This is a genomic window from Lactobacillus bombicola (assembly GCF_900112665.1).
Taxonomy (GTDB): Bacteria; Bacillota; Bacilli; order Lactobacillales; family Lactobacillaceae; genus Lactobacillus; species Lactobacillus bombicola.
On sequence record NZ_FOMN01000002.1, the window covers coordinates 234,973 to 251,507 of the forward strand.

Here is a 16,535-nt window from a genome sequence, read left to right on the forward strand (position 1 = left end):
TAGTTCCTCATTTCTTGCTGATAGGGGGTGGTTAATTAAGGCTAAAATCTGCGCGCTTAATGTATTGGTTGACCCCAATACGGTAATATTGCACACCATAAATAGAAATTGCTGCACCATAAGTGGCTACAGATTTACCTTTTTTCATAATTTCTTGGTTATCACGATTACCATAATTGTTATAAACATAGGTATCATGTTTTAAAATTCTCATTGTACCGTCAATATTACCACTGGCAATATAATGGTTTTGCCCAATACGATAATATTTTTTATTATTAATAGTCTTGGTACCATAAGTAGCAATTACCTTGCCGCTACCACTAACCTTAATGGCTTTCATACCTTTAGCTTTATTACCTTTAGCATCGTAAATGTAAGCTGTATGCATTAAAGTCTTGTTAACTTTCTTTTCATTCTTTGGTGCCTGCGCTGCCGGTGGTAAGGCACTACCCATTTCCAAAGCTGAGTCATTTACCCAGCCTTTACCTGAAATATATAGGCGTTGTTTGCCATTATAAAAAGTAATAGTCTTTGTAACTGTCACCGCATCACCCTTACTAATCGAATCAGTCTTAGTCGTTACACTGTGATCAGTTGGCCAAGCATAAGTTGCACCTGACTTTTTAACAACATAAGACTTGCTGGTACTAGACACTTGCGGATCATATTGGGTTAAATTGTAAGTTGTAATTCTATTATTTAAGATGGTGTTGTAGTTATTGGCAGTCGCATATGTTCCTGTCAAAGCTTTAGTTGCATCAGTGTATGAAGTGGCATTTTCAAGCCAAGCACCCTGATAACGATCAGGTTGCCAAGAAACACCTTGGCGCAACTTCTTGCCATTATCATCAAATGAGTTTTGATAACTAGGATATTTTCTAAATTTAGCAACGATATAATAGCTCTTGCCGTTTTTATCTTCTTCTCGCGTTCTCGCTGCATACGTTTCACCTGGCCAGCTATCATCAGCTTTCATGCCAAATAAATTATTAGCGTTTACTGCTAACCCTGATTGTCCCCAATTAGATTCAACAATTGCTTGTGCAATCATAACTGATGGGTATAAACCATATTTTTTAGCAACTTTTTGTGCTTGCGAAGCTGCAGTATTTAAAAATTTAGCTTCATTACCTTGAGCTGCTGAAACTGGCTTAGTTTGCCAAATAGAATTGGCAATCAGGTTGTTGGTAACCGGTCCAACAGCAGTTGTTGCAAGTACTGCTGCCGAAATACCGGTGATTAGTTTCTTTTTCATAAATTATGTTTCCTCCTTAACCGACACTTTTATTGTATCGAGCAATCCTACTATAAACAATAGGTTAGTTTTAATTGTAGTCAAAAAGTAATATTGAATACGTTATATTACAAATCGTAATCTAAAATCAAAATTTTCCGTAAATGGACTAATAGCTGACGTTTAACTCGTTGCAATTGTACTCGATTAATCTGATTCTTTTGTGCAATAGATGTAATTGATTGTCCATTAATTAAATGACTATAAAATAACATTTTTTCAGTATTGTTCAGCTTAGGAAGCTCTTGTGCTAACGCCAAGTTGAGCTCAGCACTATTAAATTGTCTATTTGTTATTAATAATTTCAAAACATGTTCAAGATTTTGGTTACGCTTTTCTTTACGTAATAAATCGATTGTATGCCAAACTACTTTTCGAAAACTCAAGCGGTTCAATTCCCTTGTCAACTTTCCATGTAGTTCAATCATTCCAGCATAAGTGATAATTCCTTCTTGAAATAAATCTTCATAACCTTGATAAGTTCGGCTAACATGTACATATTTCAAAGCATCTCGGACTAATTTTTGATTATGCCAAGCCAGCAAAAATGCCTGCTCACTAATCTTCATTTGTGACATTCCTTTCAATATATTGTCACAAGCGCTTGTGCATCATCAGATTAGCAAGTTTAAATTAATTCTGAAAACCATAATTAACCTGAGCTAAAATACCATTAGCTTAATTAACCTTATTTTCTAGTATTATTAATATTTTACGCGGACTTTTAACTGTAGGCGGCCAAAATTCGGTTAAAAAACAGCTAAACCGAATTGGTTTAGCTGTTACTTTAATATAAAGTATCTGGTCGTTTACTTAAATAATATACTGTCTTATTTGCTTCAATTAAATAGGGCATTTCAAATTCGTCAGCTAAATAGTGCACATACCTTAGTTGCCTTTTTTGATTAACAGCAGAAATAATACTCTTCAAGGAAAGATCACCTATTGCCTTATGCGGATGAAAATAATCAGATTGGTCAATCAACGAGGGGCCGCGTTTTTTGGATAAAGTAATCCCAAAATAAATAGCTGCGTGATTTGCTAATAATTTAGAAATTACATGATTAAAAAATAAAGCATTAGATATCTTTTCAAATAAATATTTACTATGCTTATCGAAAATAAAACTGTACCGATGCCCGTTATAGTTAATTGTTTTAAAAATAACGGTTGCTGAATTTAAAAACTTAAATTTACTAATTTGATGTAAGGCTATCGAGTCAACATTACTACTATTATAGCTTTGGAGGGAAAAGTAGGCTAAATTACCAGTTGCAATTACATTATGTCCTTTTAAATTAAGTTTATCGGCTAATTCTCGTTGAAATTCTAACCCGCCAAGTAAGGCTTTTTGTGCAAAAGTAGTGATTAGGGTACTACTACTTTGCTGACAAAGTATAATCCCTTCTTGACAATCAAAAATTACACTTTTATAAATTCCTAAAAACGGTTGCTGCTGAAATTCATAAATTGCAAGTGTGTTGGCATTAAGCAAATAAGTGTTAGTCCTAATTAAATATTGCTCTACTACCTTATCTTTTTCAATTCGTTCCTGTAATAACTGCTTTGACCAAACTTGATAGCGCGGGCTATGTGGTAAGCGACAAGTAGTATGCTTCTTATTCATGATAATACTCCTTTCTAGCATAATAAAATATACATTTATAGTAATACTATCATGAACAACTTTAACTTAAACACCAAAAAACGGAAACGATAATCGTTTCCGCTCTGGTAATTAATTATTTAATTGACTAATTAATTAAAAGTTAGCAACTTTAACGTATTGCTTAGCAGGTCCACCGATACGGTAGTATGACTTACCGTTCTTGAACTTGTAAGGGTTACCGTAAGTAGTTACCTTGTCACCCTTGCGCAATACACGACGGTCAGCACGCTTGGTGCTAGTCTTGTAAACGTAAGCATTGTGAGTTAAAGTACGTACAGTACCATCAATGTTGTCAGCCATTACGTATTGGTCATCACCAATCTTGTAAACTAGGCTACCATCAGCAAGCTTAGTAGCTTTACCATAAACGTCAACGTTAGTGTAAGCTGCTAAAGTCTTGTCACCAACACGCTTGTGGTTAGCATCGTAAATGTAAGCATTGTGCATAACCTTCTTAGTTACCTTGTCGCCAGGTTTAACTGAACCATCAACGTACTTAGTTTCTACGTAAAGGTCTGAATCAGCACTGTTAATACGAGTGTATGATTTACCGTTAATTACAATTGCATCACCATAGGTAGCAATTTGGTCACCGTTCTTAACAACAGTCTTAGTGTCAGTTACAGTGTTACCAGTAATCTTGTAAACTGGAACATCTACATCTGATTGAACAATCTTGTAAGAAGCATCCTTAGCACCAACAGTTAACATGAAGGTTACCTTAGTAGTCTTCTTTTCAGCGTTAGTAGCAGTAACAGTAACTGGGTACTTACCAGCAACCTTAGTGTTTACCTTGCTGATATCAACAGTTGGAACAATAGTATTTGTATCTGTCTTGCTTACAGTTGTTTTAAATGAATTTTGAATTCCCTTAGTATCTACAACACCATTAACTGGTACGTAATTCCAAGTAATGCTGTCTGGAAGAGCATCGATAGTTGCATTGCCCTTGTATGCCTTAGCTGTATCTGTTTCACCATTAAAGAACATGAATGGGAATGAATCATCACTAGTTGTAGCGCTAGGGTTGACAGTAAATACAAAAGTATTAGTCTTACCATTGGTTGAAGCTAGGTTCAAAGTAATTGGGAATGAAGCTGCTGGTTTGTCAAAAGAACCATCTGCTTTTACAGTAATACCTGCTGCTTTAAGTCCTGCACGAACAGAACCCTCAAAGTCAGTAATACTTGGAACAGCAGCACCTGTACCAGTAGTAGTATTTGCTACTGCATACTTCTTATCAAAGTCAGACTTAATACCTGCAACACTGTAAGTAGTAAGATCAATTGAGCCAGAATCTACAGCTGAACTTTTGGCAACATCCTTAATGTAAGGTGCGCCTGTCAATGCTGGATTAGGAATAGCAAATTCTGCACTTGTAAGTTCAACATCAGTAGCGATACCAGAACCATTTACAGTAACAGCAGTCCCATTAACTTTAAATGCGCCAGCATCAGTAGCTGATTTACCAGCAAAACTAGTTAAACCAGTAATTGAAACTTTAACTTTAACAACATAGCTTTCACCTGCAACTAACTTATCAGTAGTTGGAGTAGTAGCAACACTATTAGTACCATCAGTATTCTTAGTTACTTTATAAACATTTGCCTTAGCTGGTACTACAGCAGCACCTGTTGGTAAACTTGGGGTTGCAATAGAAGCTGCAACTTTAGCAGGTGAGTCATTTGCAACCAAACTAGCAACGTTAGTTACGTTTAACTTGATTGAAGCTTCAGCTGGAGCTGTACTAGTAGTTCCACCTTCAACAGTAACATTAGTATCAGCTGAAACAGTTGATACAACAGAAGTAGCAACTGGGGCTACGGCTAATAATGCAGCAGCAGCAGCGCTAACAATTCTTAAATTTTTCTTCATGTGGTCTTTCCTCCTTGTGTATATACAAAATAGTAATAGGCTATAGGTTCAGTCGTTTTGATCCTACATTGTTACAACACCCTTCGAGTCGAATTCATAAGTTTATAACTCTTATGAGGTAGCTCTCCAACTGAAGAACGCGCATGCGTACAGGCTGTCGAACCTGAAGCATAGCTATTACTTACCACATTCCATATTGTACCTAGCTTTAAACTAAAATGCAAGGTATGGGGTTATTTTACATACTTTTGTAATAAACGGTTTCATTTTTTTCAAAATGACTAAATTTTGCAATATTAATTAAGCCTATGAATTCAGTTTTTTTATTAAATTAAAGTTATAACCGTTATTTTATTTTGCTTTTTATTTTACAAAATATTAACAAAATAATTTGAATATATCAAAAAAGTCACGCGTTTTATAGTTTGCGTGACTTTAACGGTGAAATAATTATAGTTTACGCCATAAATGGCGCAGTTTATAACTTATCTTTTGCAGTATCATCAGAATTTTCAGATCTACTTTCCTAATTTCTAGTATGGTCGAACAAACTAGTAACAGTTCGTTCAATATATGAAGCAGACTGAGGAATTTTATACAAATCAACTCCATCCTTACTAAAACTGTCTGCTTGAGCAATTTGATTCATTGCCCTTTCAACAGTGACTGCAGTTAAATTTTCAATTGCATCGGGTAAAGCAACATTAGTCTTTTTACCAGCACCATTTAAGAATGTTAATTGCAAAATTTTACTTTTTACGGACATGATTTTTGCCTTTCTTCCTATAATCATTAATCTTTATTGCTCATTTAACTTAATTGCTTGCTTTTGAATTAAAGTCGCACTACCTAAGCTATTACCTTGCAAACCGGCAATGGCGGTGCCAAATTGGGCCAATCCCGTTGCTGTTGCTCCCTTTTTAACATGGGGAAAGATACGACTTTTGCCTTTTTTAGAATTATTGTTTTCATCGACAAACATATATTCTATTGCTTGATCAATTAGTTCAAAGTTCATTTTTATCAACCTTCCTTAATTAAAACTATTTTAAGTAATCAATCTGCGCGCTAGATGTCTTACACTATTAATAACGAGTTGAAAAACCAAAATGTAACATTTTTAAAAAAATTGACTTTCTTTTATTAAAAATAGCCCTTAGGTGGTCAAATCAATCCAAACCAACTATAATTAATATTAATATTAGTAAGGAGGACAAATTCCTATTATGAAAAAAACTACGATTTGGACAATTGTAGCTGCAGTAGTTGTTGTCTTAGGGGGAAGTTTCTTTTTTGTTAAGCAAAATTCAACTAATAACCAAGTTGAAGCTTCCTATAATCAAGCAATTACACATGGTAAAAAAGCAGTCGCAAATAAAAATTATGCTGAAGCTAGCAATAAGTTTAAGCAGGCACTAAATATTAAAAAGACCAAACAAGCAGCTGCTTATAAAAGTCAGGCTGATAACATGCTTGTTACAATTAAATATGCCCAAGATGGTAAATATGATCAGGCATTAAAAGCTATCAATCAAGTCATCACTAAAAGTAATGGTTATCCTGTTTTAACCAAACAGGGAGAAAAGTTAAAGTCTCTTGTTGAAGACGTAGAAGATGATTACAAACACGAAATTAAGCCAATTTTTGCAACCGCCTCTCAAGCTGAGGCTGATAAACAATATTTAAAAGCTATTGAACAATACCAAAAAGTTTTAAATTTACCTTACATTGGCGATAAATACTACCAAAAATATAAAAATATCGCTCAAGCAGGAATTAAAAAGGATAAAAAAGCTGCCACTAATGGTAAATCTGCTATTCAGGGTTATGCCGCTATCTCAGGTAATGGATCCAGTTCAAATAACCATGCTAAAAGCAATAATGCCCAAAATAGTATTGGCGCAACTGGCAATGCTGGCAAAACTGGTGAAGGCTCAATGGGCAATCACCAAGTTAACGGTAAAACTGTTGCCAAAAATCAAATAGCCCAATTACGCAAACGTGTTGGTAAGTTAGGTTACGATGCTATGTCATGGAGCCCACAGGACTTAATCGATCTTTACCGTAGTTCTAAGCGAGCTAATCCTAATCTAATTACTAAAAAGGATGTGCAAAAATATCTAAAGCCCTAATTTAACTCCAAAAAATCGCCCTTAACTTGGGCGTTTTTGGTTATCTTGTACTATTGCTAATGGAACTACTCGTTTTACTCATGCATATAGTAAGAAAGACTAACCCTATTAAGCAGCCATCATTAGAATAGTTGCTTTTACTAGCTAAAGTCGGTAAAATTACTATTGACTTTCACGTTTCCTATTTTTATTAAAGGAGTGTCCGCTTTGACTGAAAAAGAAAATAATATCAAAGATACAGATAACGAAAAAGAACAAGATAAAGAAAAAGAATTAAAAGAAGAAGAACTAAAAGTAGTTATGCCTGAAGCAACATGGACTACTATGCCACAGACTGAGTTTACTGAACAGCCTGACTATCTCCAAGTTTTTACTTACTTTTACATTGCTAAATTCAACCAACAAGATTTGGAAATCATGAATTTATATGATACCAATTCTAATATGGTTGACATTAACCATTACCTACTTGATAATATTCATTTTGAACAAAAAGAGCTTATGCAGCATGCTTTACAATACCATGCGCAAAATCTCCAAAATATTGTCGATGAAATTATTCGTCAAGATAATATCAAAGCAGCAGAGATGACTTCATATGACGATTGGGATAATTGGTATGAAAATCGTCGTGATAATATTTCTACTTCTTTGTCATAATTTACTTGTACTATAACTAAAAAAAGAACAAAATATATCCTTAGATGAGAATGTCAAATTGACATTCTCTTTTACTTAAACAATTTTTATATTAATCTATTGGAGTATAGAATAACTATGGATCAAAAAAAGAAACGGATTTCAGTAGCAGGTCTGCTGATTACGATAGGAATTGTTTACGGTGATATTGGTACTAGTCCGCTATATGTTATGAAATCAATCGTAACTGGCAACGGCGGTATTGCCAATGTTAACCGTGAGCTAATTTTAGGTTCAATTTCTTTGATTTTTTGGACTGTTACCTTATTGACGACTGTTAAGTATGTAATGATTGCTCTCAACGCAACTAATCACGGCGAAGGAGGGATTTTTGCATTATATGCACTTGTTCGTAAAAGAGCCAAGTGGCTAGTAATACCAGCATTAATTGGCGGTGCAGCATTACTGGCTGACGGTACTTTAACCCCTGCAGTAACAGTAACAACATCAATTGAAGGGCTAAAAAATATGCACTTTGGTTCAAGCATCCCTGTTCCTGATCAAAATTCTGTCATTATCATTACTATTGTAATTTTATTACTATTATTTTCAATTCAAACTTTTGGTACTAGCATAATTGGTAAGGCATTTGGACCAATTATGTTAATCTGGTTTAGCTTCTTAGGCTTAATTGGCCTCCACAATATGATGCAAGATTGGTCTATTCTAGAGGCACTAAATCCTCTTTTAGCTATCAAAGTTTTATTTAGTCCTGCTAATAAAGTTGGTATCTTTATCTTAGGTTCAATCTTTTTGGCAACAACAGGCGCAGAAGCCTTATATTCTGATGTAGGTCATGTTGGTCGTGGTAATATTTTGGGTTCTTGGCCATATGTCTTTATTTGCTTAGCGCTAAACTACCTGGGACAAGGCGTTTGGATTTTGCAAAATCCAAACTACCATACAAACGGGACGGAGCTAAATCCCTTCTTTGAGGCGGTACCCGCTAATTTACGTTTATTTGCAATTATCTTAGCAACAATTGCTGCTATTATTGCTTCGCAAGCTTTAATTACCGGATCTTTTACCCTTGTGTCTGAAGCAAGTGGTCTTAAATTCTTACCGAGAATGAAAATCAACTACCCTACAACTGAACACGGGCAGATTTATATCCCTGCTGTTAATAAAATGATTTGTGTAGTCACGATTGCAATTGTTATGTTCTTCCGTACTTCAGAGCATATGGAAGCTGCTTATGGTCTGTCTATCACGGTTACCATGTTAATGACTACCTTACTTCTATTTGAATATTTAGGTGCAAAAAACCACCCACTGATTTTACGTCTTTGTTTCCTTATCGTTTTTGGTTTTATCGAAGGTATGTTTTTAATTTCTAGTTTAACTAAGTTCACCCATGGTGGTTATGTTACAGTCTTAATTGCTGGCTTCATTGGAATTATTATGTTTATCTGGTTCTTCGGTAATAAGGTTCGGGACAAACATGAAGGAGCAAACACTTATGTTCGTTTAGATAAATATACTGATATGCTGACTGATCTTAGTCACGATGATGATTATCCAGTCTATGCTACTAACTTAGTCTACATGGCTAAAGTGAAGTACAATAAATTTATTAAACGTGAAATTTTATATTCAATTTTGGATAAAAGACCAAAAAGAGCGGGGGCCTATTGGTTTGTTTCCGTAAACATTACTAATGAACCATATACAGCAAAGTATGCCGTAAATACTTATGACACTAAGAATGTAATTAACGTTCAATTGTATTTAGGTTTTAAAAAGCAAACTAGTGTAAATGTTTATTTACGCCAAGTGGTTCACGACTTAATTAAAGATGGAACGATTGAATCGCAACCACAAGAATATACAACCTCACCTGGAAGAGAGGTGGGTGACTTTTCATTCGTCATTGTCAAAGATGTCGTCAGCCCATTAACTAAATTAAAAGGCTTTGAAAAATGGATTGTTACGGCTCGCGTTTGGTTACAAAATTTGTCCTCTAATCCTGCATCTTGGTTTGGCTTGGAATATACTGATACTGTAGTCGAAAGTGTACCATTAATCTTAGGTCGACCAAGTAGAGATTTACATATTAAACGAGTCGCCCCATGTGATTACTCTCATTTGAAAAATGAAGATGAAGTAATTCAATAGTTAATAATCCTGCATATAAAAAACACTGATCAGAAATTTTTGATCAGTGTTTTTTGTTATGTTGTTTGCTAATTACCAAATATCTACGCGTTTATCAGGATCTAGCCACATGCCATCTTCAGGTGTTACCGCAAAAACTTTATAAAAGTCATCTTGGCATTGAATTTGTACATTAGCCCGCAATGGACCAGGTGCATGCACGTCAACGGCTGTTTGCGTCTTGATTGATTCAGTTAATTGCTTATTTGCCCAAATACGAGCAAAATTCTCAAATAGTTTCTTTAAATCATCATTTTCATTCTTAGCAGCTTCAACAGCAGCAGTCAAGCCTCCTTGATCAGCAATATTTTCCGAAACAATTTGCTTACCGTTCAATTTCACTGGTCCATATTCAATACCATCAAACAAATCAATTTCTTCTTGTGTTCGCTTTTTGAATTCAGCATAGTCTGCTTCAGTCCACCAATTAGTCATGTTACCTAATTCATCAAATTGAGCACCATTATTATCAAAAGCATGTGAAACTTCATGTGCAATAACCGTCCCAATGCCACCGAAATTAGTTGCTCTATCCTGCTTTAAATCATAAAATGGTGCTTGCAAAATTGCTGCTGGGAAAGTTAAATCATTTCTTTGGGGATCATAACAGGCATTAACCAAATTACCCGGCATTGCCCAAACCGTACGATCAACCTTTTGATGTAGTTGTTCAATATTGTACTTTTGTTCTGCAACAGCAAAGGCGCGCTCATTAGAATAAAGGCTACCACCTTGACTAGCTGGAATCACTTTCAGCCGATTGTAAATTTCTTCTATCTTATCTGGGTACCCAATCTTAAGCTCTAAAGCCTCAAGTTTAATGATTGCCTTTTTCTTAGTTTCAGCAGACAGCCAGCTATTTTGCTGTAAACGATCTTTATAGACATCCAACATCCGTTGAATCATATCTTCAACATCTTTTTTTGCATCAGCACCAAAGTATTCTTTACCATAATACACACCAACTACTTCACTAAAGCTGCCATTAGCGATATGGTAAGCTTGTTTATTGCCCTCAGCCAATTTAGGTTGACCAGATAGGGCTTGACTAAATGGAAAAGCAGCTTCACGAAACTCTTGCGACAAGTCAGAGGCAGCACTATTAATAAAGTTAACAATCATCCAGCCTTTTATTTCAGCGAAATTATCCTTATTAATAATTTCATTAATATGATCAAGATAACGTGGCTCTTCAACAATAATCCGCTCGGGTTCTTCACCAATTACTTCTTTAAGATAATATTGAATCTTAAATTCACTAAATTTATCTTCAAAATCGGCAATCGCCATTGGGTTGTAGGTAGCTGGATAATCAGCCCATTCTTCAGAAGACTTGACTACTTTAGCCAACTTAGCATCAAATTCAATAGCAGCTGCCGCATATTTTTGAGCTTCATCTTCAGCAATACCAGCCATTTGAAGTAACTTAACTGATTGCTGTTGTAAAATTGTCAATAACTTGGGAGCATCTGCGGTTTGATAAGTGGTAGTATCTGGTAAAAATGTACCTGGACCAGCAAAATATAATACATTAACTTTGGTATTTTTCATATCAGGCTCTACATCAAAACCAAATGGTAGCGATGCAAAGGTAGTCAAGTCAGGAGCAGTTAAATTAAAATCAGAAAAATCCTTAATACCGGTCAAAATATTCAAATCGGCTTTGATTGGTTCAGCACCTTCTCTGTTACGCTTATCAAAATCACTAGCTAATTGATATAATTTGACTGCCTCTGCTAAATTAGGGATAGCAGGAATTTCTTTTTTACCAGTAGCAAAGTCTGCAAAATCTTGCATTAAATGTTTCTCAACATTAACATCAATACCATCAAAAGAGGCCATTCGCGAGCGATCACTCGGAATCTTTGTCTTTTCAATCCATTCCGAATTGACTGCCAAATAAATATTGTCTTGCGGCCTAGTACCTACTTTAGGCTCAATTACATCACCGCTACCGCCACGAACTGCAAAATTTTTTCTCATGCTAACACTCCTTTTAAATTAAAATTAAAATTCGAATAAATTAATATTGTCATTTTAATTATACAGCTTATCAACAAATATTTAACACATTATTTATATAACTTAATATATTTCCTTAACTTAGCATACAATGGTAAAAGTAGTATTACCATTAAAAATATCCCACCAGCAGCAATAATAAAAAAGGGAATATATCCTGCACGATCAATTATCATTCCCCCAAATAAGGGACCAAAAGCTTGGCCAATTCCCCGCGCTACATTAATCACGCCCTGATACTTTCCCTTACTGCTAAGCGGAGATAGCTCATTAACATATGCTGGAACTGCGGGAAACGCCGTTGCTTCACCTAAGGTTAAAATTACCATTGATAAGGCAAAATGAACAAAATCACGAGCAAAAATAAGTGTAGCAAAAGAAATAGCAAACATTAATGTCCCAAAAATAATTTGTTGAAATAGGTTTTTAAATAAATGGGGGTAACGTGCTAAAATTACTTGAACAATTACGATAATTGCCCCATTAAGCGTCCATAGCAAACTATATAAATGAAATGGTATACCTAATGACACCATGTACACTGAAAGGTTCGATTCCCAATTCATATACATTAACCAAGTGACTGCCAAAGACAATAAAAAACCACACATTAACATCGTATTGTACTTAGGCATTGGTTCAAATTTGTGTTTTTCCCCAACTTTTACACTCGTATGCCTTTGCCGGTGAAAATTACTAATTGGTCGATAGTGAATTGCTGCGTTAATACAACCAATTATAAATAAAGATGCCGCTAATAAAAATAAGAATTCAATTGAAAAATCATACAAATAACCCACTAAAAGAGTACCTGTGACAGTACCTACATTTTGGGCAAAATAAATCAAATTAAACACATATTTTCCTGGATATTTACGCAAACTTGTCGCAATTGAATTAATTAGTGTTCCGTCCCAGCCACTAACAAATCCTGTCAAAACAAGCCAAAACCAATATTCAGGCCAACCATGAAAGAAAGCCATCAAAATTAAAATTAAAGCATCAATTCCCAAACCAATTACAATTAGTGGGTATGGGTTATACCTATCATAAAGCCAACCTGCTACAATTGATCCTAAGACATTACTGGCACAATTACAAAATAATACAATACCAATTACTGACAAACTAATATGCAATTGCTTATTCAAATAGACTGAGGTCAACGGCCAAACAAAGCTTGACCCAATCCAAGTTACTAATTCGCCTAGTAACAGCCAACGCAATTTGACCTCTGTTTCATTATTTGATCCATGTGAGAGTTTCATTTATTCCGTCCTTCCCAATTAGCATTCCATTTACCAGTTTAACAAGAAGTGTGCAAAAAAACACCCCGACTAATAATCTAAATATTATAAAAATCAAGTTATTGCCTTGGAGACCATTCTAAAATCATTAAAAAGCTCATCTCTTAAGTGAGATGAGCTTTTAAAATTATTGTTTCTTCTGCTGATTAAAGAACTGTCCTTTATTCACTTGATAATACTTTTGATAACGACCTATATAATTATGGAACATATATTTAAGTAGTAGCCAACGCTTAAAATTACGGTCTTTTTCATAAAAAACCGTGGTACCATAGCGTCCCTCATGAATTAATTCTTCAGCTAGACGTTTAGCATCATTATTAGTGGCATACTGCTTAAATACTTTTACCGGAATTCCTAACCATAAAGTATGTTGCGACTTAAGTTTATTACCATAAACTGGCTCTTTTTCCTGCAAGCTATCGGTAACATAATCATCAACGTACCATTTAGCCAAATTATAACCATTTAAAGTAACGTAAAAGCTTGATCGACCTTGCCGCAAATTAATTTCGAAAAACTTATACTTACCATCTCGATTATCATATTTAATATCAAAATTAGCCATCCCGACATAATTTAATTTTTCTAAAAATGATTCAACTTGTTCATACAGCTTTTCATCATATTCAGGCAAAATCGCCATATAATTACCAATTGCTTGCGGAGTAGGATCCTCTAGCAATGGGTGACCTAAACACATCATTTTAACATGATGATTTTTATCTACATAAGCATTTAAAACACGCATATTAGAATCATCACCCGGAATAAAGTCCTGTAAAATTAAATCTGCTTTGTAGCCATTGCTATAAATTTTACTAATAATATCTTTTAATTCAGCTTCATTATGAATTGTAAAAGCTTTTTTGCGTCCTTCAAAATGAACATCAAGCCAAGATACCGGATCTTCTGGCTTTAATTCGATTGGATAATCGAATGGAAGCTTTAAATAATTTTCTGCTTGATAATCAGCTACAGTAACAATCTTAGTCTTAGGATAGGGAAGCCCATATTCTTCGGCAATTTGATAAAAGCCCTCTTTTGAAATTAACTTTTTCAACAAGTCATAATCAATATATGGAACAATGAAAGTTGCTTCAAGTTCTTCCTTGTGTTTAGATAATAGTTCGGCATAGCCATCACCACAAGCAATTAAAATCACCGGTTCTTGATGATCTTGATAGATTTTCATCTGGTCACGCATAACTTCCATAAAAGTTGGATCTTCACTAAAACCTTGATGTAGTTCAACGCTTACAATTTTGGAGTAACGAGTTGGCGCCAATTGACTATCAGCTAGTGCTTTAACTTTAATACCATATTCCTCATTGAATGAACGAGCCATACCATAAACGTTAATATCACTACCTAGTAGAATTGGTGTAAAATCCTGTTTCATTTTTTAAAATCTGCTCCTAATTAGACTAACTTGCCTTGTTCAATTAAGTTAGCTACTTCCGGTTGTACATGCTGATAGCGATTGACTGTCTCATCATAATCAACAAAGAACAATTTGTACCAAACAAGGAAAGTATAAATTGTCCAAATTTGTCGCCGATGCGAACCGTCACCCTTATAATTATCATCAAGTAGCTGCAAAATTTTATCCTGTTCAAAAATATCCTGAACAAAAGCTTCACTAAATAGTTCACGTACCTGTTTATAAAAACGAGGTTCTTGTAGCCATTGTTTAATTGGAGTTGGAAAACCTAGTTTAGGACGTTTAGCCCATTCAGCTGGTAATACCTTTTCAGAAGCCTTCCGCAAGGCATACTTAGTATCATGCTTATTAACAAGATATTCTGTGGGGATTGAATTAGCCCGTTGCGCTATTTTTTTATCCAAATACGGTACCCTTAATTCCAAAGAATGCGCCATGGAAATCTTATCAGCCTTCTGCTCAATATCATTAAGCATAAAATGATGCAAATCAATATACTGCATCTGACGAACATTATCAAGGTCTTTAACCTTTTTAAAGTCCGTTTGATAGATACCATTAACAGTTAATTTGTTACGATAAGATGGTTTCAAAATACTATTAGCATCTTGAGAAGTAAATATCGTTGGATAATCCAAATCATAAATAACCGATTGACCAACATAAAATTCACTTGGTTCAGCTAAGTTAGTATAAAGATGAACTTTCCCAGGAAAATTCGGCATTTTTTTGATTTGATGAGCTAACTTAACTTTAGTCTTCTTAGGTAATTTTTTGCATTGATTTGTAAATGCTTTGATCACATTGTTATGGGTGTGCATACCATAATTAACATAACCTGCAAACAGTTCATCTGCACCTTCGCCTGATAATGCTACCGTAACATGCTTACGTGCCATCTTACACAAGTACCATAAAGGGATAATGGATGGATTAGCATCAGGCTCATCCATATGATATTGCATCTCAGCAAAGTCATGCATTGCTTCATCAGCATTTACCTTATCTGAGAAAAATTGCCAACCTTTAATATCAGCTAGTGCCTTAGCCTTAGATGATTCATCATAAGTAGCATCATCAAAAGAAATCGAAAAAACATCATCCGGATTTAAAATACTAGTAATATAGCTGGAATCGACTCCCTCTGATAAAAAGGCACCCACTGGAACATCAGCATTATGATAGAGCTCAACTGTTTCACGTAAATCTTCATCAATCTTATTAACAGTTTCTTCAAAGCTTAAATTATTTGCTTTATATTCCGCATCCCAATATTGATGCATCTTCATTTTGCCAGCTTTATACTCAAACCAATGTCCAGCCGGAAAGCGATGGATCCCTTTAAAAAAAGTTTCCGCCAAATCATTATATTGATTCATTAAATATGGCTTAACTGCTTCAGTATTTAAACGACGTTTAAAACCTGGAAATTGCAAAAAGCTCTTAATCTCGGAGCCCATAAGTAGCTGACCATTGTCGTCACTATAATATAATGGTTTAATGCCAAAAAAGTCACGTGCACCATACATTGTTTGTGTATTATCATCCCAAATAATAAAGGCAAACATACCTCGTATGCGCTTAAGTAACTCAGTCATTCCCCATTCCTCATAGCCGTGAAGTAAAACTTCAGTATCAGCCTTAGTAGTAAAGGTATGACCCTTTTCAATCAATTCTTCTCTTAGCGGCTTGAAATTATAAATTTCACCATTAAAAACAATTGCCCGCGTCTTATCTTCATTAAAAATCGGTTGACTTCCACCACGCAAATCAATAATTGATAATCGTCTAAAGCCAAGTGCCACTTTATCATTAGTGTAAAGTCCATCTGAGTCTGGACCACGGTGCTTAATTGCTGCCATCATTTTGCCAATTGCAGCTTGTTTATCGTTTATTTCTGGATTATAAAACGCGACAATTCCGCACATAGTTTATC

Annotated in this window: 13 protein-coding genes; 3 read left to right on the forward strand and 10 right to left on the reverse strand. The window is 34.9% G+C overall.

Annotated features, from left to right (window positions below):
* Positions 1–31: 31 nt before the first annotated feature.
* From BM203_RS02690 to BM203_RS02715, 6 genes are all read right to left on the reverse strand, one after another.
* Positions 32–1,258, reverse strand: a complete 1,227-nt coding sequence (locus tag BM203_RS02690) for a glucosaminidase domain-containing protein (protein ID WP_090092554.1) — start codon at positions 1,256–1,258, stop codon at positions 32–34.
* 107 nt (positions 1,259–1,365) lie between these two features.
* Positions 1,366–1,875 (reverse strand): sigma-70 RNA polymerase sigma factor region 4 domain-containing protein, encoded by a 510-nt coding sequence (locus tag BM203_RS02695; protein WP_143453043.1) that lies wholly within the window; start codon positions 1,873–1,875, stop codon positions 1,366–1,368.
* A gap of 209 nt (positions 1,876–2,084) precedes the next feature.
* Positions 2,085–2,924, reverse strand: coding sequence for a hypothetical protein (locus BM203_RS02700; protein ID WP_090092557.1), 840 nt, complete (start codon positions 2,922–2,924; stop codon positions 2,085–2,087).
* Positions 2,925–3,059: 135 nt separating this feature from the next.
* Positions 3,060–4,841, reverse strand: coding sequence for an SLAP domain-containing protein (locus BM203_RS02705; RefSeq protein WP_090092558.1), 1,782 nt, complete (start codon positions 4,839–4,841; stop codon positions 3,060–3,062).
* Between the two features lie 526 nt (positions 4,842–5,367).
* Positions 5,368–5,634, reverse strand: coding sequence for a DUF2922 domain-containing protein (locus tag BM203_RS02710; RefSeq protein WP_228150088.1), 267 nt, complete (start codon positions 5,632–5,634; stop codon positions 5,368–5,370).
* A gap of 6 nt (positions 5,635–5,640) precedes the next feature.
* A complete protein-coding gene (locus tag BM203_RS02715) occupies positions 5,641–5,859 on the reverse strand; it encodes a DUF1659 domain-containing protein (protein ID WP_090092563.1) in 219 nt (72 codons plus the stop codon).
* Between the two features lie 208 nt (positions 5,860–6,067).
* Between BM203_RS02715 and BM203_RS02720 the strand changes: the two genes are divergently transcribed.
* The 3 genes from BM203_RS02720 (at position 6,068) to BM203_RS02730 (ending at position 9,787) form a co-directional block, all read left to right on the forward strand.
* Positions 6,068–6,973, forward strand: coding sequence for a hypothetical protein (locus tag BM203_RS02720; protein ID WP_090092564.1), 906 nt, complete (start codon positions 6,068–6,070; stop codon positions 6,971–6,973).
* Positions 6,974–7,180: 207 nt separating this feature from the next.
* Positions 7,181–7,633: a hypothetical protein gene (locus BM203_RS02725; RefSeq protein ID WP_090092566.1), complete on the forward strand. Its 453-nt coding sequence runs from the start codon at positions 7,181–7,183 to the stop codon at positions 7,631–7,633.
* A gap of 117 nt (positions 7,634–7,750) precedes the next feature.
* Entirely contained in the window at positions 7,751–9,787 is a 2,037-nt protein-coding gene (locus BM203_RS02730) for a KUP/HAK/KT family potassium transporter (RefSeq protein ID WP_090092568.1), read from the forward strand.
* A 72-nt stretch (positions 9,788–9,859) separates the two neighbouring features.
* On the opposite strand, the gene BM203_RS02735 is transcribed toward BM203_RS02730, so the two are convergent.
* From BM203_RS02735 to asnB, 4 genes are all read right to left on the reverse strand, one after another.
* Entirely contained in the window at positions 9,860–11,809 is a 1,950-nt protein-coding gene (locus BM203_RS02735; RefSeq protein ID WP_090092570.1) for a M13 family metallopeptidase, read from the reverse strand.
* Between the two features lie 89 nt (positions 11,810–11,898).
* Complete coding sequence (locus BM203_RS02740) at positions 11,899–13,116, reverse strand: MDR family MFS transporter (RefSeq protein WP_090092572.1); 1,218 nt, start codon at positions 13,114–13,116, stop codon at positions 11,899–11,901.
* Between the two features lie 166 nt (positions 13,117–13,282).
* On the reverse strand, positions 13,283–14,557 hold the full coding sequence (locus BM203_RS02745) for a carboxylate--amine ligase (RefSeq protein WP_090092574.1): 1,275 nt from the start codon (positions 14,555–14,557) through the stop codon (positions 13,283–13,285).
* Between the two features lie 20 nt (positions 14,558–14,577).
* The gene (gene asnB, locus BM203_RS02750) at positions 14,578–16,527 is read right to left on the reverse strand and encodes an asparagine synthase (glutamine-hydrolyzing) (RefSeq protein WP_090092576.1); all 1,950 of its coding nucleotides are present in this window, start codon (positions 16,525–16,527) and stop codon (positions 14,578–14,580) included.
* Positions 16,528–16,535: the final 8 nt, after the last annotated feature.